The 23,824-nt window shown below is 57.5% G+C and carries 22 protein-coding genes; 9 read left to right on the top strand and 13 right to left on the bottom strand.

Going from position 1 to position 23,824, the window contains the following annotated elements; all coding sequences use genetic code 11:
• Positions 1–171: 171 nt before the first annotated feature.
• Together EYR88_RS00100 and EYR88_RS00095 are read right to left on the bottom strand one after the other, a co-directional pair.
• Positions 172–612 (bottom strand): cytidine deaminase, encoded by a 441-nt coding sequence (locus tag EYR88_RS00100; protein WP_131087723.1) that lies wholly within the window; start codon positions 610–612, stop codon positions 172–174.
• A gap of 122 nt (positions 613–734) precedes the next feature.
• Positions 735–2,033 carry a cation:dicarboxylase symporter family transporter gene (locus tag EYR88_RS00095; RefSeq protein WP_131087722.1) on the bottom strand — a complete coding sequence of 433 codons (1,299 nt, stop codon included), beginning with the start codon at positions 2,031–2,033 and terminating at the stop codon, positions 735–737.
• Positions 2,034–2,212: 179 nt separating this feature from the next.
• Here EYR88_RS00095 and EYR88_RS00090 point away from each other — a divergent pair, with 179 nt between their 5' ends.
• Positions 2,213–3,910 carry a sensor histidine kinase gene (locus EYR88_RS00090; RefSeq protein ID WP_131087721.1) on the top strand — a complete coding sequence of 566 codons (1,698 nt, stop codon included), beginning with the start codon at positions 2,213–2,215 and terminating at the stop codon, positions 3,908–3,910.
• Positions 3,911–3,924: 14 nt separating this feature from the next.
• Positions 3,925–4,680 (top strand): response regulator, encoded by a 756-nt coding sequence (locus tag EYR88_RS00085; protein ID WP_131087720.1) that lies wholly within the window; start codon positions 3,925–3,927, stop codon positions 4,678–4,680.
• Positions 4,681–4,693: 13 nt separating this feature from the next.
• On the opposite strand, the gene EYR88_RS00080 is transcribed toward EYR88_RS00085, so the two are convergent.
• Positions 4,694–6,610, bottom strand: coding sequence for an AMP-binding protein (locus EYR88_RS00080; RefSeq protein ID WP_131087719.1), 1,917 nt, complete (start codon positions 6,608–6,610; stop codon positions 4,694–4,696).
• Between the two features lie 182 nt (positions 6,611–6,792).
• Here EYR88_RS00080 and EYR88_RS00075 point away from each other — a divergent pair, with 182 nt between their 5' ends.
• The 6 genes from EYR88_RS00075 (at position 6,793) to EYR88_RS00050 (ending at position 11,958) form a co-directional block, all read left to right on the top strand.
• Positions 6,793–7,440, top strand: coding sequence for a GntR family transcriptional regulator (locus EYR88_RS00075; protein WP_131087718.1), 648 nt, complete (start codon positions 6,793–6,795; stop codon positions 7,438–7,440).
• A gap of 4 nt (positions 7,441–7,444) precedes the next feature.
• Positions 7,445–8,962, top strand: coding sequence for an MmgE/PrpD family protein (locus tag EYR88_RS00070; RefSeq protein WP_131087717.1), 1,518 nt, complete (start codon positions 7,445–7,447; stop codon positions 8,960–8,962).
• 1 nt (position 8,963) lies between these two features.
• The gene (prpB, locus tag EYR88_RS00065; protein ID WP_131087716.1) at positions 8,964–9,893 is read left to right on the top strand and encodes a methylisocitrate lyase; all 930 of its coding nucleotides are present in this window, start codon (positions 8,964–8,966) and stop codon (positions 9,891–9,893) included.
• An 88-nt stretch (positions 9,894–9,981) separates the two neighbouring features.
• The gene (locus EYR88_RS00060; protein WP_131087715.1) at positions 9,982–11,121 is read left to right on the top strand and encodes a bifunctional 2-methylcitrate synthase/citrate synthase; all 1,140 of its coding nucleotides are present in this window, start codon (positions 9,982–9,984) and stop codon (positions 11,119–11,121) included.
• A 148-nt stretch (positions 11,122–11,269) separates the two neighbouring features.
• The gene (locus EYR88_RS00055; protein ID WP_131087714.1) at positions 11,270–11,746 is read left to right on the top strand and encodes a DUF2975 domain-containing protein; all 477 of its coding nucleotides are present in this window, start codon (positions 11,270–11,272) and stop codon (positions 11,744–11,746) included.
• The gene (locus EYR88_RS00050) at positions 11,746–11,958 is read left to right on the top strand and encodes a helix-turn-helix transcriptional regulator (RefSeq protein WP_131087713.1); all 213 of its coding nucleotides are present in this window, start codon (positions 11,746–11,748) and stop codon (positions 11,956–11,958) included. The genes EYR88_RS00055 and EYR88_RS00050 overlap by 1 nt, the downstream gene beginning before the upstream one ends.
• A 28-nt stretch (positions 11,959–11,986) precedes the next feature.
• Here EYR88_RS00050 and EYR88_RS00045 read toward each other — a convergent pair whose 3' ends face one another.
• The 10 genes from EYR88_RS00045 to EYR88_RS16120 all read right to left on the bottom strand — a co-directional run bounded on the left by EYR88_RS00045 (position 11,987) and on the right by EYR88_RS16120 (position 21,744).
• Positions 11,987–12,493 (bottom strand): NUDIX domain-containing protein, encoded by a 507-nt coding sequence (locus EYR88_RS00045; protein ID WP_131087712.1) that lies wholly within the window; start codon positions 12,491–12,493, stop codon positions 11,987–11,989.
• A gap of 2 nt (positions 12,494–12,495) precedes the next feature.
• Positions 12,496–13,419, bottom strand: coding sequence for a site-specific tyrosine recombinase XerD (gene xerD, locus EYR88_RS00040; protein ID WP_131087711.1), 924 nt, complete (start codon positions 13,417–13,419; stop codon positions 12,496–12,498).
• Entirely contained in the window at positions 13,416–14,060 is a 645-nt protein-coding gene (locus EYR88_RS00035; protein ID WP_131087710.1) for an NUDIX hydrolase, read from the bottom strand. Before EYR88_RS00035 ends, xerD begins: the two co-directional genes overlap by 4 nt.
• A 119-nt stretch (positions 14,061–14,179) precedes the next feature.
• Complete coding sequence (locus tag EYR88_RS00030; RefSeq protein WP_131089738.1) at positions 14,180–15,856, bottom strand: CTP synthase; 1,677 nt, start codon at positions 15,854–15,856, stop codon at positions 14,180–14,182.
• Positions 15,857–15,978: 122 nt separating this feature from the next.
• Positions 15,979–17,721 (bottom strand): DNA repair protein RecN, encoded by a 1,743-nt coding sequence (recN, locus tag EYR88_RS00025; RefSeq protein WP_131087709.1) that lies wholly within the window; start codon positions 17,719–17,721, stop codon positions 15,979–15,981.
• 116 nt (positions 17,722–17,837) lie between these two features.
• Positions 17,838–18,866 carry an NAD kinase gene (locus EYR88_RS00020; RefSeq protein ID WP_131087708.1) on the bottom strand — a complete coding sequence of 343 codons (1,029 nt, stop codon included), beginning with the start codon at positions 18,864–18,866 and terminating at the stop codon, positions 17,838–17,840.
• A 74-nt stretch (positions 18,867–18,940) separates the two neighbouring features.
• Positions 18,941–19,729 (bottom strand): TlyA family RNA methyltransferase, encoded by a 789-nt coding sequence (locus tag EYR88_RS00015; protein ID WP_131087707.1) that lies wholly within the window; start codon positions 19,727–19,729, stop codon positions 18,941–18,943.
• Entirely contained in the window at positions 19,726–19,899 is a 174-nt protein-coding gene (locus EYR88_RS15960) for a hypothetical protein (protein ID WP_165477242.1), read from the bottom strand. Before EYR88_RS15960 ends, EYR88_RS00015 begins: the two co-directional genes overlap by 4 nt.
• A gap of 2 nt (positions 19,900–19,901) precedes the next feature.
• Positions 19,902–20,909 carry an HAD-IIA family hydrolase gene (locus EYR88_RS00010; RefSeq protein ID WP_131087706.1) on the bottom strand — a complete coding sequence of 336 codons (1,008 nt, stop codon included), beginning with the start codon at positions 20,907–20,909 and terminating at the stop codon, positions 19,902–19,904.
• A gap of 49 nt (positions 20,910–20,958) precedes the next feature.
• Positions 20,959–21,744, bottom strand: a complete 786-nt coding sequence (locus EYR88_RS16120; protein ID WP_207306443.1) for a hypothetical protein — start codon at positions 21,742–21,744, stop codon at positions 20,959–20,961.
• 156 nt (positions 21,745–21,900) lie between these two features.
• Here EYR88_RS16120 and EYR88_RS16115 point away from each other — a divergent pair, with 156 nt between their 5' ends.
• Positions 21,901–23,163: a hypothetical protein gene (locus EYR88_RS16115; RefSeq protein WP_207306442.1), complete on the top strand. Its 1,263-nt coding sequence runs from the start codon at positions 21,901–21,903 to the stop codon at positions 23,161–23,163.
• The last annotated feature ends 661 nt before the right edge of the window (positions 23,164–23,824 follow it).

Raw genomic sequence — 23,824 nt, 5'->3', positions numbered from 1 at the left:
ACACTTCCCGTTCGATCTACCTAATTCTTCGAGCTGTAAGCTCAACTCAAGGTTATCGGTCTAAGCAAAAGAACTTGGCGTTTTGGGTTCCTTTACGGCGAGCCTTTACCTTGAACCTTAACTCAAATGTTGTAAGCCAGCTGTACGCCGGCTCCGGTCGAATACGGCGCTCTAGGCCTGCTCAGCGTTCCAGTCAAAATTTAGTGGCAGTAACGCGTTAATGCTTACAGTGCGCGGTCCCTCAGGCTGTACAACGATCACTCGGATCCATGGATAGTTATCGGCCATAATCTGTCGGCAGCGACCACAGGGGTTTTTGATCCCCCGTCCCTCGTTACCCACCGCGACGATCACTTGCGGATCGTATGCTCCGTTGGCACGCGCTGAGCCAAGAGCCACTAGCTCGGCGCAGGGACCACCGGTGAAGTGATAGAAGTTCACGCCCGGGTACATGGCACCGCTAGCGTCCAGCACCGCCGCTCCCATGGTGTGCACACCGTCGCCACCAACGTGGGCATCGGTGACCTCATCGATGCTATGGGCGGCGAATGCTACTAGTTCTTGCTCGATAATGCTCAGGGGTTGCCCCGCAATGTGCTGATCTGCGCTCATGCTCTCAGGCTATTCGATATTGCAGCCACGGTAGCTCTATGCCAATCTGGGGGCGATAAAAAAACCGCCACCGCTAAGAAAAATCCTTAGCGGTGGCGGTTAGTTTTACTAGCGCACTTGCCTCAGTGGCCTTCGACGCTGTTTTCGTCGAATGGACGTGAACCGGCTAGCACGGCCTTAGCCTGCTCCAGGTCCAGCTCTTTGGTCCACTTACCGATCAACAAGGTAGCAACAGCGTTGCCGGTGAAGTTGGTCAGTGCACGAGCCTCGGACATGAACTTATCAATACCCACGATCACGCCCATGCCATCAAGCAGCTCAGGGCGGTGTGCCTGCAGACCTGCAGCCAAGGTGGCCAGACCTGCACCGGTCACACCGGCGGCACCCTTAGAAGCAATGATCATGAAGACCAACAGGCCGATCTGCTCACCAATGTTCATTGGCATGCCCATCGCGGTGGAAACAAACAATGCCGACATGGTCAGGTAGATGGCGGTGCCGTCGAGGTTGAAGGAGTAACCGGTTGGAACGGTGATACCAACAACAGGCTTCGAAACACCGGCGTGCTCCATCTTGGCGATCAGTCGTGGCAATGCCGACTCGGACGACGAGGTGGAGAAGATCAGCAGGTATTCACGAGCCAGGTACTTCAGCAGCTGGAAGATGTTCAAACCGGTGAAGGCACGCAGAATGCCACCAAGAATGACGATGATGAACAGTGCACAGGTGACGTAGAAAGCACCCATGAGGATTGCCATGGAACCGATCGCGGCCCAGCCGGTAGCACCAACCACGGCGGCGATGGCGCCGAATGCACCAATCGGAGCGACCCACATGATCATCATCATGATGCGGAAGACGACCTTCTGGATGTGCTGGATAGCGACCAGTACTGGCTCGCCGCTCTTGCCCAGACCCTGCAGGGCAAAGCCAACCAGCAAAGCAACAACCAAGGTAGGCAGAACCGGAAGGTCCCCTGGGATCAGCGACATCAGGAAGTCGACGGTGGAATTCGACTGGGTCGCAGCAGCTTCCTCATATGGCTTAAGCTTCAGGCCTTCACCCGGGTGAACGAGGTTACCAACAAACAGGCCAACCGCCAGCGCGAAGGTGGACATCACTACGAAGTAAAGTAGCGCGAGGCCACCAACCTTGCCGACAGTAGCGGCCTTAGCTACCGAGCCAATTCCCAAAACAATGGTGCAGAAAATCACCGGTGCGATGATCATCTTGATCAAGGCAACAAACGCGGTGCCAATTGGCTTCAACGACTTGCCAAGTTCAGGGGCGATCAGGCCTACTGCTGCGCCGAGCACAACGGCGACAATGACCATAATGTAGAGCCAGTGAGTTTTGTCTTTTTTCTTCGGTCCGGCCTGGGCGCCATTGCTACCCGGCGTCATGTCATCAGTGACAGTCATGTGGTTCGTCCTACCCTCAATATGCGCATGTAACGGCCCCTGGCGTCGTTGCCAAGCCGGTATTACGTAGAATCGTTCTGTTCCATGTTGCGCGACTAGGTGATCTGCATCTCTATTGCGTTCATATTGGTCACGCGCTAGCACTCTAAAGCAGTTCACCGCAAGAAAAGGAGAGCGACATGACAGATCATTTCACCGACCTGTCGTTGCCCCAACAGGCGCATAACGATGCCGTCCCCGCTCCGCTACGGCGCAGTGGGTGGTCTTTTGCGATCCTTATTTTTGCTGCCCAAATGCTTGTGGTCTTCCTCGTTGTTATTGGTATGGCCGTCTCCACCTACCAGCAACAGGCCCGGGTCATCCTCGATGACAAACAGGCGACCGTGGCCACAATATCCATCACCCTAGCCAACGACCCCTTTGTCATTAATGCGCTGGCCGGTAAAAACCCGGCACAAGAACTACAGCCCTACACCAACAAAATTTTGGATCGTGGCCAGGGTGTGGACTTCATTTCGATCATGACCCCAGACACCGTACGTGTCACCCACCCAGACCCAAACCGCATCGGCCAAAAATACGCTGGCTCCACCCAACAGGCGCTGGATGGTGAGACCTATAACGAGATTGCGCTGGGTACTCTGGGACAGTCGGTGCGAACCATCGCTCCGGTGTACCACGATGGGAAACTTGTTGGTCTCGTAGCTACCGGCATCACCCTTGAGAACCTGCAGAGCATCTACCGCGGCGAGCTGCCACAAATCCTGATGGTTTCCGCACTGGCCTTACTGCTCGCCGGTTTCACTTCCTGGTCCTTCTCACGCTATGTCAACCAAGCGACCCTAGGCTTCGGCCCCAACGGGCTGCGCCGACTCTACGCCTTCTACTTCTCCGCACTGCACTCCGTGCGAGAAGGACTTGTGCTACTTGACCGACGCCACCGAATCGTCTTGTACAACGAGGAGGCAGCGCGACTACTTGACCTTCCCGAACAAGTCCCTAGCTCAGGACTGGATCCAAGCCAGGTGCGCATGCCCGAAACTCTGCGCACCTTAATGTCCACCGGACGTAGTTGTAAAGACGAAATCCATATGGGCACCCGGACGGTCCTGTCCATATCTCAAGGACCAGCACGCCTGGCCAATACGCGCCTTCCTGGCCGGGGACGCGCACCGCTGCGCTGGTTTGGCATGCAGCCACTGACCGGACAAGTGCTGACCTTGCGCGACTTAACCGAGGTGCAGGAACTCGCCGGCGAAGTGCAGTCGCTGAAAACCTTCTCTACCGCCCTGCGAGCGCAAACCCATGAACACGCCAACCGCCTGCATACCATCGCGACGCTGATCGAAAACGGTCAAAGCGACCGAGCACTAGCTTTTGCGGTGGATGATCGACAGCACTCACAAAAACTGACCGACGCGATCGTGAACTCCATCGACGATGCGTACCTCTCCAGCTTGCTGGTAGCCAAGGCCGCCCAAGCGCACGAACGTGGTCTCAAATTGGATATCACTGCCCAGGGGGTCATCCCGCCCGACGCGTTTGCGGCCAGTGACATGGTCACGATCGTGGGCAACCTGCTAGATAACGCTCTGGATGTTTCGGTGGGCACCGCCGAAGCCACCGTGTGGGTGGAAGTTACTGCGGACGACGATGAGCTGATCATTTCCGTGGCCGACTCCGGGCCTGGTATTGAACCAGAATTCTTGGATCAGCTACTTCGTTTTGGTGTCAGCACCAAAATAGGATCGCAGCCACGCGGACTGGGTCTAGCCCTCGTCCAGCAAGCGGTACTGCGACTAGGTGGCACAATGAATGTTGATAATGATGCCGGGGCGATCTTCACCGTGACCCTACCGCTGGCCCACAGCAACTAGCTCAGGAGTTTTTTATGCCAGATCCGCGCATCATTGCACCTCGCACCTCGGTGGGCAGCCAAGACATTGTGGTCCTCGTGGTGGACGATGAACCCGAAACCGCCGCCTCACACGCAAAGTTTGTTAATCGTGTTCCCGGCTTCACCACCGGCGCTATCGCCGGCAACGGCCAAGAAGCACTGGCACTACTCACCCGTGCACAACGCTCAGGTACCCCCTTCGACTTAGTCCTTTTGGATATGACCCTGCCCGATCTGCACGGCATCGACGTCGCCAAAAGAATGCGTGGGCGCGGGCTCACCACCGACATCATTGCCATCACCGCGGTACGCGACCTTGTGGTGGTCCGTTCCGCGGTAGCCACCGGAATCACCCAGTATCTGATTAAGCCCTTCACCTTTGCAGCCTTCACCGAGAAGTTAGAAAACCATCGACGTTTTATCGCCACCATTCGCTCCACCGGACCGGATACCAGCCAGGCCGCCCTAGATAACGCTTTTTCGGCGCTGCGCACCTCCACGGCCTCAGTTTCCCTACCTAAAGGGTTGATCCCCGAAACTCTGGCGCAAATTACCGATCACCTTGCTCGACAGCCTGAGCGTTGTCTTTCTGCCACCGAGCTAGGCGAAGAGTTGGGGATCTCCCGGGTGACCGCACGACGCTATTTGGAGCACCTCTTCGATTCCAAAGCCGTCATCAAACAGCCTCGACATGGCACCAGAGGCCGCCCGGAATATGAATACCGTGCGGCCTCTGGCATCACTAACTAATCTGGATCAGCCCCTAGTGCCCCGGACGCAGCAACGGCATTAGCTCATCGAGTACCGCGGGGTCTTCAATGGTGGAGGGCACCGTATAGTCCTTGCCATCGGCGATCTGGCGCATGGTCTTACGCAGAATTTTGCCCGAACGCGTTTTTGGCAACGCCGCCACCACGGTGACCTCGCGGAAGTCCGCCACGGCACCAATATGCTTTCGCACCAGCGCCACAATTTCCTTCTTCAGTACCTCGTCGTCAACCTCGACCCCGGATTTGAGCACCACATATCCGCTGGCTCGTTGGCCTTTGAGCGCATCGGCCAAGCCGATCACGGCGCATTCGGCCACCGCCGGATGACTGGCCAGCACTTGTTCCATGGCGCCGGTGGACAAGCGGTGACCGGATACGTTGATCACGTCATCGGTCCGCCCCATCACAAACAGGTAGCCATCTTCATCGAGGTATCCGGAGTCACCGGTCAGGTAACAGCCATCAATCTGGCTCAGGTAGGTGTCGATAAACCGCTGATCATTGCCCCACAAAGTGCTCAGTGCTCCCGGTGGCAACGGCAGGCGCACCACAATATTGCCCTCTTGTCCGGCAGGCACCGCCTGGCCCATCGCGTCACGAATTTCCACCGCAAAACCCGGAACAGGCGTAGTCGGTGATCCCGCTTTGGCTGGTAATTCTTCAAGCCCCAGCGGGTTCGAAGCAATCGGCCATCCCGTTTCGGTCTGCCACCAGTTATCCACCACCGGGATGCCGAACAGGTTGACGGCAAATTGATAAGTATCAGGATCCAGGCGCTCGCCGGCAACAAAGAGCGAACGCAGGCTGCTCAGGTCATGGCTGGCGATCAGGGTCCCTTGCGGATCTGCCTTGCGCACCGCGCGCAGTGCGGTCGGTGCGGTAAACATCGTGGTGACCTGATGGTCCTGAATAATCCGGCCGAAGACCCCGGCATCCGGGGTGCCCACGGGTTTGCCTTCGTAGAGCACCGAGGTCGCTCCCGCGATCAATGGTGCGTACACAATGTAGGAGTGGCCCACAACCCAGCCCACATCGGAGGCGGTGAACATCGTATCCCCGGGGTGCACGTCGTAGATGGCGTTCAACGAATACTGCAGCGCCGTGCCGTAGCCGCCGGTATCCCGCACGACCCCTTTGGGTGCTCCGGTGGTGCCCGAGGTATAGAGCACGTAGAGCGGATGGGTTGAGGGCACACTCACCGGTGCGGCGCCGGTGGCTTGGGCACACTGTTGGTCCCAGTCCAGCCAATTGATGTCTTGGCCGTTGATCGTTTGGTCTTGGTACTCGGCCACGGTGTGCTCAAATCCCTCACGATGAGCGACGATCACATTCTTGACAGCGGGCTGCGCCATCAACAAGGCTTCGGCCACGGCCGGCAAATATTCAATATGCCGACTCGGCTCAATACCGCCCGAAGCTGTCACCACCGCCACCGGGGCGCAGTCAGTGATGCGGGCAGCTAGTTCTTTGGGTGCAAAACCACCAAAGACCACCGAGTGCACAGCCCCGAGGCGTGCGCAGGCCAACATCGAGATCACCGCTTGCGGGATCATCGGCAGGTAGATCAGTACACGGTCCCCCAGACCCACACCATTGGCAGCCAGCACACCGGCGAAAGTTTCAACTTCGTGCAGTAACTGCTTGTAGCTGTAGGTTTCCACCGATTCGAGCATGGCGGAATCGTAGATCAGCGCCGTGTTTTCTCCGCGCCCCGCAGCCACATGGCGATCTAACGCATTAACCGAAAGGTTCAGCTTCCCGTCGGGGAACCAGGAATACAGCGGTTTGCGCGAATCGTCGATCGCGGTGTGTGGGAATGAGTCCCACTGGATGTCCTGTGCGGCTTTAAGCCAGAAAGCCGATGGATCGGTGGTGGATTGGGCAAATGCCCGACGGTATTCCTGCGCCATGATTTTCCTCCTGACACCGGGCATCATTGCCCGACATCTGCGTGGTGACTGAGATCGCCCTCGTTAACAACTCTATGAGCCAGCTCACTCCACTGCAAGGTCTATGTATACAAATATCGAATGTTTCGCCAAGATTTTGGAAGATCTCCCATTTTCGACGCTTCTGTGTATACACTTGAGCCATGAGAGCAAGCGACAAGGTTTACGAGAGCCTCCGAGCGGACATTGTTCAATGGCGCTTGGCTCCGGGCACCGTACTTGGCGAAGTTGAGCAGTCAGAACGCCTGGGAGTTTCACGAACCCCGGTTCGCGAAGCATTGGGCCGACTGGTTGCTGACGGGCTGGCCGTGCAACAGAGAGGACGCGGCACCGTCGTCTCCGAGGTCAGCGAAGACCACGTAGAAGACTTGTTTGTACTACGCGTCGCTTTGGAATGCGCCAGCGCCAAAGCGGCTGCCACCTCGCCGAAGAACCAAGGTTTCACCCAATTGGCGCAGCGCTTTGAGCAAGCCGCCGATGAAGTATCGATCCCGGGGTCTCGCGAGGCTTACTACGAATTGGTTCAGTTGCTCGACGAGAGTATCGACGAGGCAGCGGACAACACCTACCTATCCAATGCACTGCGAACCCTGCGGGTTCACCTGCAACGGGTACGGCGTTTAGCCAAGGACAATCCGGATCGCCTTAAAGCCTCCGCCGGTGAACACGCCGCCATCGCACGGGCGATCGCCAGCGGAAATCCAGAAGTCGCCGCGGCAGCCACCACAGTTCACCTGCACCAATCCTTCACCCACATCATGGCCCACGCGGTCGGATCAGAAAGGCACTGACACTATGATCAAGCACCCAGTACGCGTTTACCGCTCCGAGGTAAAGCTGGCCCGCGAAGACCAGCTGGCCCACAAAATTGCCGCGGTTGCCACCGACCCGGTTGAAGTCACTGCCGAAGTGACCGATATGATCATCAACCGCATCATCGACAACGCCTCGGTGGCCATTGCTTCGCTAAACCGCGGGCCGATCATCGCTGCCCGCGCCCAGGCACTAACCCACGCCCCATCCACCGGTGGATCCGGTGCCTCGGTCTTCGGCATTTCCGAAAAGGTCTCCCCCGAGTGGGCCGCTTGGGCCAACGGTGTCGCCGTGCGTGAACTGGACTATCACGACACTTTCTTGGCCGCCGAGTACTCCCACCCGGGCGATAACATCCCGCCGATCCTCGCCGTCGCTCAGCACACCGGCGCATCGGGTAAGGACCTGATCCGCGGCATCGCCACCGGTTATGAAATTCAGGTTGATCTGGTCAAGGCCATCTGCCTGCACAAGCACAAGATCGACCACGTGGCTCACCTGGGCCCATCGGCAGCCGCCGGCATCGGTACCCTGCTCGGCTTGGATTTGGAGACGATCTTCCAGGCTGTGGGCCAGGGATTGCACACCACCACCGCTACCCGCCAGTCACGCAAGGGCGAAATCTCCACCTGGAAGGCGCACGCCCCGGCCTTCGCCGGCAAGATGGCCGTGGAAGCTGCGGACCGCGCCATGCGTGGACAGACTTCCCCAGTGCCAATCTACGAGGGTGAAGACGGCGTCATCGCTTGGATGCTTGACGGGGCGGACGCCGCCTATGAAGTGCCACTTCCAGAAGCCGGCGAAGCGAAGCGGGCCATCTTGGATACCTACACCAAGGAACACTCCGCCGAGTACCAGGCGCAGGCTTGGATCGACTTGGCTCGTAAGTTGCACGGCGAACATCCAGAAGCAGCCGATCCTAAAAACGTGGCCTCGGTACTGATCAAGACCAGCCACCACACCCACTATGTCATCGGCTCCGGCGCCAACGATCCACAGAAGTACGACCCGACCGCCAGCCGCGAGACCCTGGATCACTCCATCCCGTACATCTTCACCGTGGCCCTGCAGGACGGCGCGTGGCACCACGTGGATTCTTACTCGCCAGAGCGTGCCAGCCGTGCCGACACCGTTGAGCTGTGGCACAAGGTCACCACCGAAGAAGATCTCGAGTGGACCCGCCGCTACCACTCGCTGGACATCGCAGAAAAGGCCTTCGGCGGCTCGGTGGAAATCACCTTGAACGATGGCACCGTGATCACCGATGAAATCGCCGTGGCCGACGCACACCCACTGGGCGCTCGTCCCTTCGCTCGTGATCAGTACATCAACAAGTTCCGCACCCTGGCCACCGGCCTGGTTGACGAGGCAGAGATCGACCGCTTCATCGCGGCCGCAGAAAACCTGGAAAACCTTGGCGCCGGCGAGCTAGACCAGCTGAACATCCAAGCCGCTGATGGAGTCATCAACACCGCTGCGGCACCGAAGGGTCTGTTCTAAAATGTTGTACTCCACAAAAACCCCTGCCGTCAAGCGTCAGGCACTGCGCGAAATGCTCACCCCGGGTGCTGCCCGCCAGTTCCCCGGAGCGTTCAACCCGCTCTCGGCCAAGCTCATCAGCGAAAAGCAATTCGACGGCATCTACATCTCGGGTGCCGTATTAGCTAACGATCTGGGCCTGCCCGATATTGGGTTGACCAGCCTCACCGAGGTTGCCACCCGCGCCGGGCAGATCGCCCGCATGTCCGATCTGCCTTCCATCGTGGATGCCGACACCGGATTTGGCGAACCAATGAACGTGGCACGCACCATTCAGGAACTTGAATACGCGGGTCTGGCCGGGTGCCACATTGAGGATCAGTTCAACCCCAAGCGTTGTGGCCACCTGGACGGCAAAAATGTGGTTGATACCGAAACCATGCTCAAGCGTATTGCCGCCGCCGCCGATGCCCGGATCGATTCAAACTTCCTGATCATGGCCCGCACCGATATTCGGGCGGTGGACGGTCTTGACGCAGCGATTGAACGCGCCAAAGCCATGGTCGATGCCGGAGCGGATGCGATCTTCCCCGAGGCGATGAAATCCGTCGCCGAATTTGAGGCCGTATGCAAGGCCGTTGACGTGCCGGTGCTGGCGAATATGACCGAGTTCGGCAAATCCGAACTGTTCAACCGTCAGGAACTGGCCGATGCCGGCGTCGCGCTGATCATCTACCCGGTCACCCTGTTGCGCAGTGCCATGGGAGCGGCCGAACGTGTGCTTGATGCCATCAGTGAAGATGGAACTCAGCAGCGCGAAGTGGATAACATGTTAACTAGGTCACGTCTCTACGAGCTCGTGGACTATGAAGCTTACAACCGCTTCGACACCGGTATTTTCAACTTCCAGGTTCCGACCTTGGACATTGATTCCAATAGCGCGAACCTCTAGGTTCGCACCAAATTAGGACCTGCGCCGACCGGCACATCCGGTCGGCGCACCCAACGCATTAGTACTCCGGCAATGAAGAGGAGCAAGAATGACTACCACCGAGGACATCAAAAAGGGCCTAGCAGGCGTCGTCGTTGACTACACCGCCGTCTCCAAGGTCAACCCGGAAACAAATTCGCTACTGTATCGCGGTTATCCAGTGCAAGATCTGGCGGCCAGCAAGTCCTTCGAAGAGGTTGCCCTGCTGTTGTGGAGCGGTGAATTGCCTTCCCAAAGCGAGCTGACCGAATTCAGCGCCTTTGAACGCGCCAACCGCGCCCTGGATCCACGGGTGAAGGCCGCTATCGATTTGCTGCCTACCGATTGCCACCCGATGGACGTCGGCCGTACCGCGGTATCCGTCATCGGTGCCAATCACCCGCAGGCGCAAGACTCCTCACCCGAAGCCGAACTGCGCAAAGCCAAAGAGCTTTTCGCGGCATTCCCGGCGGTTGTTGCCTACGATCAGCGCCGACGTCGTGGACAAGAAGCAGTTGCTCCGCGCGAAGATCTGGACTACTCAGCAAACTTCTTGTGGATGACATTCGGCGAGGAAGCCGCACCCGAGGTGATCGACGCGTTCCGTGTCTCCATGGTGCTCTACGCGGAGCACTCCTTTAACGCCTCGACCTTCACCGCCCGCGTGATTACTTCAACCCTTTCGGATCTGCATTCGGCGGTCACCGGTGCCATTGGCGCACTCAAGGGCCCGCTGCACGGTGGAGCGAACGAAGCGGTGATGCACACCTTTAATGAGATTGGCATCAACAAGGAAGAATCTCGCGAGGACGCCGCCAAGCGTGCCAAGACCTGGATGGAAGACGCACTGGCCAACAAGAAGAAGGTCATGGGCTTTGGTCACCGGGTTTATAAGCACGGTGACTCGCGCGTACCGACCATGAAGGCCGCGCTCGATCGCATGATCGAGCACTATGGCCGGCAAGAAATGCTCGGACTGTATGACGGTCTTGAAGCGGCCATGGACGAGGCAAAGGCCATCAAGCCAAACCTCGACTACCCCGCCGGCCCCACCTATCACCTGATGGGATTCGACACCGAAATGTTCACCCCGATTTTTATCGCGGCGCGCATCACCGGATGGACGAGCCATATCTTCGAGCAGCGTGCAGCCAACGCGCTGATTCGCCCACTCTCCGCTTACAACGGTGAGGATCAGCGCGCGCTCTAGTACGCTCAAATCAGCTCGGGGCCATCGGGTCCACGCTTCACAGCGTTGACTCGATGGCTTTTTTGCGCCATGCGAACTTGCGCTCAACCCCGATCGCACCTATCGTTTAACGATAGAATAATTTCGACTAACGATAGGTTCGTTCGGCATGGGCAAACTCAGCATTCTCTGCCTTAAGATCATTCTGGCCATCGCTACCGCCGGCGCGCTCTTTGTGCAATTTGGCATGATCCCTATGATCATCTTCAACGACTCCCCCGGAACCGGAGCCGAACGCCTAGTCAGCGGATCATTTCTGGCCTACTTGTTCATTGCCGGGCTCATCATCGAAGCCTGCGTCTACTGTGTGTGGAAGCTCGCCACTCGGGTGAGACGCGGAACCGTGTTTGATCCGGCCTCGCTACGCTACGTTTCACCGATCATCTTCGCATTTGTTATTGGTGCGCTGGCCACATTCACCCTGGCGGCAATTTTTGCCAGCAGTTCAGAAATCGCACCAGGCATCGTGCTTCTGATCGGTGGCGCTGGGGTTCTTATGATCGGCATCAGCTTCATCGTTCTCGTTCTGCGCCACCTTCTGGAACAGGCCGCGCAGCTGCGCACGGAACTCGGCGAGGTTATCTAATGGGGATTCGAGTAGATATCGACGTCATGTTGGCCAAGCGGAAGATGGCCGTGGGTGAGCTATCGGAGAAAATCGGCATTACCCCAGCAAATCTTGCAGTTCTCAAAAACGGTCGAGCCAAAGCAGTGCGATTCACCACCCTTGAAGCGCTCTGCCGAGAACTAGCGTGCCAGCCTGGCGATCTGCTGGTCTTCGAACCTGACGAGGATTAGCCGCTAAGACTCGGTCCCACGTGGCAGGCTAAGTCCAAGGCTCAATGTGGATACTTTGTACCGATGCATTATCCGCAGCCAGCACAATCGTCGCAGTAAACTTCTCCCCGGCGACCAACTTTGGTAACCACAAAGGCGAGTCCTGCCACATGTGTTCAATGGGAAGGCGTTGTGGATCCACCCAGAGTGGCTGAAGTTCATCGCTAACTAATGCTTCTCCCGACGCACGGCGGGTGACGAATGTAGTGCAGTCCATATTCGCAGATTCAAGGGCGCTGAATCTGAAGTTGATCTGAGCTGACAACTCTAAATCTTCGGACACAACCTCAAGTCCAGTTTCCTCGCGAAACTCACGAATCGCGGCATCCACACAGCTCTCGCCTGCCTCAACTTTTCCGCCGGGAAGCACGATCTTTCCTTGGCCAAACCCGCGCAGCTTGCGTCCCAACAGAACGTGAACTCGGCCCTCGCGCTCATCGGTCAGGGCAACCAGCGCTATTTGCCGAGCAGAATTGGACGCCAGACTATTCGGCATTTTTAGTTCACCCTCGGGTGAGCCAGTTGGTAGGCCTCACGCAAGGAATCAACGCTCACCTTGGTATAGATCTGCGTTGTTGTCACCGAAGCGTGACCAAGAAGCTCTTGGACCACCCTTACGTCAGCTCCACCTTCTAAGAGGTGCGTAGCAAAGGAATGGCGCATCGTATGCGGAGATACGTCACCGGTGATGCCGGCCCGCTGCGCTGCTTTGCTAAGTAAGAGCCACACTGATTGGCGGGAGAGTCTGCCGCCGCGCTGGTTCAAAAACAGCGCCGGAGTTCCTTTGCCCTTGGCTGCCAGCCCCGGGCGCGAACGCACCAGGTAGTCACTGACGGCTCGCTGGGCATATCCGCCTACTGGCACGATCCGCTCCTTTGAGCCCTTACCAAAAAGCCTCACGACCGCATCATCGGCGAAGTGCAGATCGTCAACATCCAGATCAACAACTTCAGAAATTCGTGCTCCGGTGGCGTATAGGAATTCAAGAATCGCCCGATCGCGAAGTCCGGCTGGAGTTTCGGTATTGATCGAGTCAAGCAATTTGGTGACTTGAGAGATGGAAATTGCCTTCGGTAGCGACGCACCGATGGTGGGCGGTTGAATTTCGCGTGCTGGATTGGGCGCGCAAATCCCTTCTAGCTCCCAGTACTTATGAACCTGCCGGATCGCCACTGCATGTCTGGCCACCGATCGCGCACCCAAAGCCTGATGCTCTTCATCGCCTCGGGACAGCTCCTGCAGATAACCGCTAATCGTAGCTTCGGTGATGTCCTGCGGATCGAGGACCCCATAGGAGCACAGTGCGGCCGTATAGCGGTTAAGGTCCCGGCGATAAGAGTCGAGCGTGTTTTCGGCCAGACCTCGCTCGATTGCTAAGTGCTGCAGGTAACGGTTTACAGCACGCTCAAACTTTCCGCTCATCCCTGGCGCAGGTATGGATGCACATCGAATGGTTCGTTAGCTTCTCGCAGGTTCGCATAGTTGTCTGCGCGGGCCGCTTGCGCCGCCAAAATTGCGATCATCGCCGTCGGATTGTGGATCTTGCCCGACAATACTGCTGCCACAGCATCCTGCAGTGGCACCCAGGCGCTGATCATCTCGGCTTCTTCTTCAGTTCGTAGGTGACGCTGATCTTCGGGGGCGAGCTTTGGCTCACGAGCCAAATACACGCGTACTGCTTCGGCTGAGGATCCAGGGCTGAGGAACACGTCGGTCAGAATGGACCATTGCTCTGCCGTTCGATCGGCTTCTTCCCAGAGCTCACGTTTGGCGCCATCTAGTGGGAGTTCCCCTTCGACGTCCAATAGACCTGCCGGGATCTCCCATAAACGCATTCCGACTGGGTGACGGTACTGATTGATCATCAGCACTCGTTCTTCTTCGTCCATCACCAGTACGCTCACCGCTCCTGGGTGATCGATGTAGTCGCGTTCGATGGTTCCGCCGGTTTCAGACAGCTTTACCGAATCGTGAATCACGTTCCAGATTCGGCCTTGATATAGGGTTTCTCGGGCCAATAGTTCGCGCGGAGAAAATTCATCAGAAATCGGAGGCGTCTGCACCGGGTTCGTCCTTCGGTCGGTAATTGCTGGACTGCATTCTCCAGCTTAAACAGCAACGCGCCGGTCAAGAGTGACCGGCGCGCATTTGTCTGCAGAGTTTTCACCCCGCAAGAGAACTACTAGCTACGCTGCGACAGAGCAGCCTCAACCAGACCCGCAAACATTGGGTGTGGTCGGGTTGGACGGCTGGAAAGCTCTGGGTGAGCCTGCGTGGAGACGTAGTAAGGGTGTACGTCCTTTGGCAGTTCAACAAACTCGACCAAGCTGCCATCAGGTGAGGTTCCGGAGAAGACCAGACCTGCTTCTTCAAGCTGCGCGCGGTAAGCGTTGTTAACTTCGTAACGGTGACGATGGCGCTCGGCGACATCGGTCTTGCCATAGGTTTCGGCCAGTACGGAACCTTCAGCCAACTTTGCCTCATAGAGACCCAGTCGCATGGTGCCGCCAAGATCGCCCTTGCCATCAACAATTGCCAGCTGTTCTTCCATAGTTGCAATAACTGGGGTGCTGGTTTCTGGATCAAACTCGGTGGACGAGGCCCCTTCAAGTCCTGCGACGTTACGCGCATACTCGATGACCATCGACTGCAGACCAAGGCATAGGCCCAAGGTTGGCAGCTTATTTTCACGAGCAAAGCGCAGGGCGCCAAGCTTGCCTTCAAGTCCGCGGATGCCGAAGCCACCAGGAACGCAAATTGCTTCTACCCCGGCTAGTGCCTTGGCAGCACCGGCCTCGGTGGCGCAATCATCTGCAGGTACCCAACGGATGTTGACCTTGGCATTGTTAGCGAATCCGCCGGCACGCAAAGCTTCCGTTACCGAAAGGTAAGCATCTGGAAGGTCGATGTACTTGCCGACCAAGGCTACGGTCAGTTCGGTGCTTGGGTTGTGTACGACGTCAAGCAGACGATCCCACGAGGTCCAGTCAACGTCGCGGAACTTCATTTCCAGAGTCTGAACGATGTATGCGTCCAAGCCCTGTGCGTGAATGACCTTAGGGATGTCGTAGATGCTTGGCGCATCTGCACAGTTGATGACCGCCTCGGTATCAACGTCGCAGGTACGTCCCAACTTCGCACGCATCTCAGCAGGAATTGGACGATCCGAACGGATCACCAAGGAGTCTGGCTGAATACCAATTGAACGCAAAGCAGCAACTGAGTGCTGGGTTGGCTTAGTCTTCAGTTCGTGGCTAGGACCGATGAACGGCACCAATGAGACGTGAACGAAGAACGCGTTCTTGCGGCCAATGTCCTGGCGGACCTGACGCGCGGCTTCAAGGAATGGCTGAGATTCGATGTCACCAACGGTGCCACCAATTTCAGTGATGATTACGTCAGGAGCCGACTTACCCTCGATCGGGTCAGTAGCTGCCAAGCGCATACGGCGCTTGATTTCATCGGTAATGTGAGGGATGACCTGGACGGTATCGCCCAAGTATTCACCACGGCGTTCACGTTCGAGAACGGTGGAGTAAACCTGACCGGTAGTTACGTTAGCAGTTCCTGGAAGGTTTTCATCCAAGAAGCGTTCGTAGTGTCCGATATCCAGATCGGTTTCAGCGCCATCGTCAGTAACGAAGACTTCACCGTGCTGGAATGGGTTCATGGTACCTGGATCGACGTTCAGGTACGGGTCGAGCTTCTGCATGGTCACTGAGAGACCACGAGCCCGAAGTAGGTGACCAAGGCTGGATGCCGTCAATCCCTTACCAAGGGAAGAGGCCACACCGCCGGTGACGAAGATATGCTTTGTCGTTTCAGACGACCGAGAATCACGAGTTGAATTACGCTGCATCACGGGATTTCATCCTATCACCATTCCAATATTTCGCATCCTTCTAAAACTCTAGTGCACCATCACGCGATGCCATAGCAACGCCGTAAAACAGGGCTTCACCAAGACTTTTAGCCAAATATTTACTTAGCAGTGGTGAGCGATGACACTAGAAGCTGCGCTTCCGACAGCAATTCTTCTGCGTGGGCCTGCGCCGTGTCTGATTCTTCTTGCCCTGCCAACATGCGCGCCAATTCTTTAACACGCGCGTCCTGATCAAGACTGATAACGTCGCTGGCGGTGTACCCGGAACCGGCCTTCGCCTTGGTATCGGAGTTCTTGATAACGCGAATATGCCGATCCGCATAAGCAGCAACCTGCGGCAGGTGCGTCACGACGATAACCTGCACGTGCCTTGCGAGCATCGCCAGTCGCTCACCAATGGCCACAGCAGCCTTGCCGCCTACGCCTTGGTCGACTTCATCAAAGACGAATGTGGGCACTGGGTCTACGGCAGCAAGCACGACCTCAATGGCCAGCATGACGCGTGAGAGCTCACCGCCACTGGCACCCTTGCCCAATGGTCGAGCAGACGCACCAGCGTGTGGGGCCAGGAGCATCGAGATTCCGTCCTGTCCGAACGCCCCCGGCTCATCCAATTCAGTAACTTCGATGACGAGCTTTGCATCAGGCATGGCCAACGCTTTGAGTTCCGCGGAGACCTGGCTCGAAAGCTTCTTGGCGGCTTTTCGGCGGGACTCGGAAAGCTCGGAGGCCAAAGAAGCGACACGATGCTCTAGCTCCACCACTTCACTTTCCAGCTCTTCGATGCGTGAGTCATCGCCCCCGAGCTGTTCCAGTCGAGTGCGAGCCTCGACAGCCCAGCTGATGACCTCATCGATGCTCGGCGCGTATTTACGCATGAGCTTGTTCAGATCCGCACGTCGCGCCTCGATCTGTGCAAGACGCTCCGGTCCTTCCTCATCCAGGTCGGCTACGTAGGCAGCGAGGTCACTGGATAATTCGGAAGCGAGGATGCCAAGTTCCGCCGCCCGTTCAACAAAGGAAGCTAACACTGGATCATCGTCGCTGGCCTGGGCGAGCACTCCCCTAGCCGTCTCAGCCAGCGTGGTCACCCCAGGGTTTTCAAAGTCCTCGGAGTCAATAACGGTCTGCGCTTGCTGGCTGGCCGAACGCAAGGACTCAACGTTGCCCAATTTCATCGACTGCTCGCGCAAGGTTTCATCTTCGCCCGGCTGCGGGTCCAACTCGTCAATCTCCACCAAGGCCAGTCTGAGGTTTTCCGCTTCGCGCACTCGATTGCGCGATTCCGTCTTCAGATTTGCTAGTTCTTTGGTGACCGCGCGCCATTGGCGGTAGGAACGTTGATAGTTGCTCAAGGTCCGAGCTAGGGATTGGCCGGCAAAACGATCCAGTGCATCGCGTTGTGCAACCGGCTCTTTGAGGCGAATCTGGTCAGATTGGCCGTGCACCGCTACGAGGTCATGCCCCAACTCCGCGAGTAGCCCAACCGGCGCGCTACGTCCGCCAATGGTGGCACGCGAGCGTCCCTGCGCGGAAAGCGAGCGCGAAATCAACAGCTCACTTTGCTCACCGGCGGGCTCGATGAATGCACCTGCTTGGCCGGCGGCGTCAAGAACGTGATGATCCGGCGGAAGGTGAACGACAGCTTCGGCCAGAGCGTGCTTTGCACCGTTGCGCACAGCTCCGGCATCTGCACGACGCCCTAGCAGTAAGGACAGGGCAGTAATCACCATGGTCTTGCCGGCACCGGTTTCACCGGTGACAACAGTCAGCCCCGGCCCCAGTGGCAGGGTCGCCTCGGTAATCACACCAAGGTTGGAGATCTGGATTTCCTGAATCATTGCCTACTCCCGAAGGTCGCGTTCAAGTCGTACCGTGCGAACTTAGTATATGTGTTCTAATCACGATTTTCGCAACTATGTTCGAGAGTGTGGAAAAGTTTTTTGCCTTTGCGCGGTTAGTCGCCGTTCGTTTCAGGCCGAGCCACCATCGGAATTCCGGGCTCATCACGATAGTGCGGTTCAATACTCTGCACCCCAGAGCCAATCACCGGCAGCGACGAGGTCGCAGGTCGGCGCGATTGCTCATCAGCTGGACCTCGCCAACCGGCGATCGGCAGCTCAAACTTGTTAACTAGTCGCTCGGAGAAGGGAGTGGTGTTCAGTCGAGCCAGGTAGACCGGGCAATCGCTACGGGTTACTTCTACTCGAGCTCCGGGCGGAAGTTCGATCGTGCGTCGTCCGTCGCACCAGAGCACCGCACCGGCGTCTGTGCGGGTCAGCATTTCCACTGCCATCACCGAATCTGGGGAAACCACCAGTGGCTTGGCAAACAGCGCGTGGGCAGAAATTGGCACCATGATCAGCGCTGCTACATCTGGCCAGACCACTGGGCCGCCGGCGGAGAATGAATAGGCGGTGGAGCCAGTAGGGGTTGCCATGACGACGCCGTCGCAGCCAAAGGTTGAAATGGGTCGGCCGTCAACCTCGATCACGACTTCGACCATGCGTTCCCGATTGGCTTTCTCCACTGCCGCTTCGTTCAGCGCCCAGGTTTGTGCCAGGCAGACGTTGTCGAGCCAGACTTTCACGTCGATGGTCATGCGTTCTTCGACCGTGTAGGCCTGATTGACTAGGGCATCAACCGTCGCGGCCAGTTCGGTGCGCTCGGCCTCCGCAAGGAAACCCACGTGCCCGAGGTTTACGCCCACCAACGGCAGTGGTGCTTGGCGAACCAACTCGGCTGCACGCAGTACCGATCCGTCTCCGCCCAAAACCACCCCAAGATCAACATCTTCGATCTGGCAATCTTCACCAAGGATCTCGATGGGTTCGATGATGGACCCGACTGCGTCGATCATCGCTCCGTAGTCTTTGCGGCGCATAACGCTCATCGCGCCGGCGGAGGCAAGTAGCGAGCAAGTTTCAATGGCTGCGGCAACCGCTTCTTGGCGTCCGGTATGAGTGAAGACTAGGATTCGACGCAAGGCGGGCGGCCCCTCTCAGGATCGTGAGACGCAAAATGACCGTGGCGTTCGACCCCGGCTAATGCACTTCACTTCTAAGAATAGTCAACGTTGTGCCAGATCGGCGGAACATCGGGTGCCTGTACGTCTTCTTCGGCTACAAGCCAAAGGAAGAACTCAATGTTGCCGTCTCGACCAGGAAGCGGACTGCGTGCCAAACCGCGCAAGTTCAGCCCTGCTGTCTTCGCGCTGGCGATCACCGCTTCAACCGCTGACTGGCGTAGCTGCGGATCGCTGATCACACCCGTGCGGTTTTGCAGCTCACGACCTACTTCGAATTGCGGTTTAACCATAAGGACCAACGAGCCGCCAGGCTGGGTCGCCCCGGCCAAGGCATCAACGACCAGTCGCAAGGATATAAAGGACAAGTCGGCTACTACGAGGTCGACAACTCCCCCGATATCTTCGGGAGTCAGGTACCTTGCATTCAGACCTTCGTGCACCGAGACGCGTGGGTCTTCGCGGATCTCGGTGACCAACTGATCATGGCCAACATCCGCTGCGACCACATGCTTTGCCCCGCGGCGCAACAGTACGTCGGTGAATCCACCGGTTGAGGCGCCAGCATCTAGGCAGCGCAACCCCTCGGGATTAATAGTCGTAAATACATCTAGTGCGCCGGCGAGTTTATACCCTGCGCGCGAGACGTACTCTTCACCGTCGGTAGGTACCAACGTTAGTTCGTCGGTGTCCGACACCTTTTTGGAAGCCTTGGTCACCGGCTCACCGGCCAGTAGTACACGGCCTTCTGCCAATAGTTTGCCAGCTTCGGTGCGCGAACGTGCTAGTCCGCGGGTGAGAAGTTCTTGGTCTACCCGATTCATCGGCCCTGCTCCGTTCGATTGAGCTCCTGCTGTAAACCATTGAGCAGGTGCTCGTAGATCCCAGCGTGCTCGGTAATGTCATGATCTGCCAAGGAGGAAAGTACCTGCTCGACCTGTGAATCGTTAACGCCATGCGGGCCGGGGGCCGGCTGCGAATTGTGTGGCAGCACCTTTAGCTCCGAACCCGGCGCAGGGTATCGAGCCCACGCTCGGTGAAGCGAATTTCTGGTTCTTCGTGACCAGCTTGGCGTGGGTGGGCCAACCACCAAGCGTGGCAGGCTGCGCGCCATGCGTTCAGATCTGATTCGCTGCCGGCAACTTCGATGGCCCCAGCATCAATCTTGGCCACCGCGTCGCCTACCTGTACTCCGTAGCCAAGAACCTTGATGGTTGGGTACGGGCGGTACAGATCGGCCAGCGTATTAATAAGGTAGTTTGGACGCTGATCCATGGGGGCACCAAGCGCGGTGCGCGGGGAATCAACGCCGGTCAGGACCAACACGGTGGAGAATCCAGCACGGAAACCACCGAGAATATCGGTATCCAATCGGTCACCGACAACCAACGGGCGCTTTGAATCCAAACGGTCCGCAGCCCTAGCAAAGAGGTACGATTCAGGCTTACCAGCCACCTTCGGCTCGCTACCTGTGGCTAGCTTAACCGCGTTGACCAGCGAACCGTTGCCCGGCGCGATACCTTCAGCGCGGGGAATGGTCAGGTCGGTGTTGGTGGCTACCCACATCGCACCGTTGTTAATGGCGTAGGAGGCCTCAGCCAAATTTTTCCACGACAAATCCGGATCGAATCCCTGAATCACCGCAACGGGTTGATCAGCGTGCGATTCGACCACTTCCAGTCCGCGAACGGCAATGCATTCACGCAGGTAGGGGGAGCCCACCACCAAAACCTTGGATCCTGGATTTAATTCGCGGGCGAGCATTTCGGCTCCGGCATCAGCGGAACCGAATATCTGCTCGGCGCTCGTCTTAACTCCTAGCTGCCGCAGGTGCGCTGCGACAGACATCGGTGAACGCCCCGCATTGTTGGTAATGAACGCCAAAGTGACGTTCACTTCCGCGAGGGTGTTCAGCGACTGGACCGCATCGTCGATGGCATCAGGGCCAGCGTAGACGACACCGTCAAGGTCGGAGAGGACAGAATCAAATCCAGAGATCAGCATTCGGTGGGGGTTCCTACTACTTGTTGTTTATGACTACTACTGCCACAGCTTACTTGGCGGAGTCGTCTTCAACCTCAGTGGTTTCGACTTCCGTGTCGGACTCGCTAACCTCGGTCAAGCCGTCTTCTTCGTCGATGCCGGTTTCAGCAGCTTCAACTTCGTCAGCTTCTTCGGCTTCGTCAGCGTCTGCTTCTTCAGCTTCGTCAGCATCCTGGTCTTCGTCACCGGATTCGATCAGGTCCTTGGCACGAGGAGTTTCGTCCTCTTCCTCATCCATTTCTGGAGCAAGGTCCATGATGAACGATTCGGTTTCGTGCTCAATGCCCAGAGCGTTCTCGGCCACAACGACCTGCTCGTTCCAACGCTGTGCGTCTTCGGTACGACCGGCAGCCGAAAGCAGATCGGCGTATGCGGTGAACAGACGTGGGCTGAAGGAGAACGCGCGGTTGAAGTTCAGCTGTTCCAAGGATTCCAGCTCAGCCAATGCTTCATCTAGCTTGCCCAAGTCACCGTGAGCGCCAGCCGAAACAATCTGCATCTCAACCTTTACAGCGGCTTCGAGGTTCGCAGATTCTTCAGAGTGAGCCAACTCAATAGCCTTTTCTGGACGACCCAGGGCGCGCAGCGAGTCGGCGATCAGCGGCAGGTTGTAATCCGAACCGGAGATACGACGGTGGGTGCGCAGTTCGCGCAAAGCATCGGCGTATTTGCCGGCGTGGTAAGCAGCAATTCCCACTGCTTCACGCACTACTGCCACGCGGCCACCACGACGGGAAGCTGCCAAGGTGTGCTCGTAAGCCAATTCTGGATCTTCTTCGAGCAAACGGCCAGCCATAACTAGGTGCTTAGCTACCCAGCTTGCAGAACGCTCTTCGAGGTAACGCAGCTGGGCGCGAGCGACGCGGTCCAGCTCTTTACCGGTAACGTCCTCATCGATATCTGGTGACTGGGAGCGGTCTGCACGGTTGGAGATACGAAGATCGCCTGGGTTGTGAGCGCGAACTGCCTCGCCGCGTGGATCTTCGAAACGTGGAGTGCGCGCTGGGCGATCCCCATTCGAACGATCATCCTTGCGGAAGTTGCCACGGTCATCGTTGCGCTTGAAGCCACGATCATCATCACGGCGTTCGCCACGGAATCCACCACGGTTCTCGTCGCGCTTGAATCCACCGCGGTTGTCGTCGCGACGCTCGCCACGGAATCCGCCACGGTTCTCGTCGCGCTTGAAGCCACCGCGATCGTCATTACCCTTGAAACCGCCACGGTTGTCGTCGCGACGCTCGCCACGGAATCCGCCACGGTTCTCGTCGCGCTTGAAGCCACCGCGATCGTCATTACCCTTGAAACCGCCACGGTTGTCGTCGCGATTGAAGCCACCGCGGTTGTCGTCGCGGCGTTCGCCACGGAATCCACCACGGTCATCGTTGCCCTTGAAACCACCGCGGTTATCATCACGCTTGAAACCGCCACGGTCATCATTACGCTTGAAACCACCGCGGTTATCATCACGCTTGAAACCGCCACGGTCATCATTACGCTTGAAACCACCGCGGTTATCATCACGCTTGAAGCCACCGCGGTTGTCATCGCGACGCTCGCCACGGTCATCATTACGCTTGAAACCACCGCGGTTGTCATCGCGACGCTCGCCACGGTCATCATTACGCTTGAAGCCACCGCGGTTGTCATCGCGACGCTCGCCACGGAATCCACCACGGTTATCATCGCGCTTGAAACCACCGCGATCGTCATTGCCCTTGAAGCCACCGCGGTTGTCGTCGCGACGCTCGCCACGGAATCCACCACGGTCTTCGTTGCGCTTGAATCCGCCACGATCGTCATTGCCCTTGAAGCCACCAAGGTTGTCATCACGCTTGAAACCACCGCGGTTATCATCGCGGCGTTCGCCACGGAAGCCACCGCGATCGTCGTTGCCCTTGAAGCCACCACGGTTGTCATCACGCTTGAAACCACCGCGGTTATCATCGCGGCGTTCGCCACGGAAGCCACCGCGATCGTGGTTGCCCTTGAAACCACCGCGGTTATCATCGCGGCGTTCGCCACGGAAGCCACCGCGATCGTCGTTGCCCTTGAAACCACCGCGGTTATCATCGCGGCGTTCGCCACGGAAGCCACCGCGATCGTCGTTGCCCTTGAAGCCACCGCGGTTATCATCGCGGCGTTCGCCACGGTTATCATCGTTGCGCTTGAAACCACCACGATCATCACGACGTTTGAATCCGTCGTTACCTGAATTGTTGCGGTTTGAATCTGAGTTCCGGAAGTCGCCTCGTCCGGTGTCGGAATTACGGCGGAATTCGTTAGACATTTAATGTCCCCTTCAGCGGCAATCTCGATACCGCAACCTTCGTGATCGCTCACACGATGCACTTCACTATTAATTAATCAGCGTGCTCTATAGGCACGAACAACTAAATTCCAGTCTACGGGAGTATGGACTCACACAATAGAGAAAGAGTGCCATTGTGGTAAGACACTCAGTGGAAAGCAACATACCGAGTACGAAAGTTCTTCGTTCCGGCCGGTTCAACACCAAAAGTCGGATAATCACCTCCGGAGAACGCAGCTTGAACGCTACAGGAAAGTACAGGAGATCGTTCCAGGCACTTGGTGAAATCCAGCAAACACCGATGTCCCACGGTTGTAGGCCCATAAGCCGGCACCTGCCACCAGTTCTTTAAACAGGAAAAAAGGGGGTCGAGCTTCAGCTCAACCCCCTACCAACCAGCAATCAGCGGCCGACAATCAGCAACCAACCCACCGTTGGTGGTTAAACAGGTGAGGCCCCAACCAAAAGGTTAGGGCCTCAAACCAACATTCATCTTTATTAAGTTAAGTCCGGCGGTGACCTACTCTCCCACACCCTCACGAGTGCAGTACCATCGGCGCAGTGG

Origin of the sequence: Arthrobacter sp. S41 (genome assembly GCF_004320535.1) — a bacterium.
Lineage (GTDB): Bacteria > Actinomycetota > Actinomycetes > Actinomycetales > Micrococcaceae > Glutamicibacter.
This window is presented reverse-complemented; position numbering and strand designations above follow the sequence as displayed.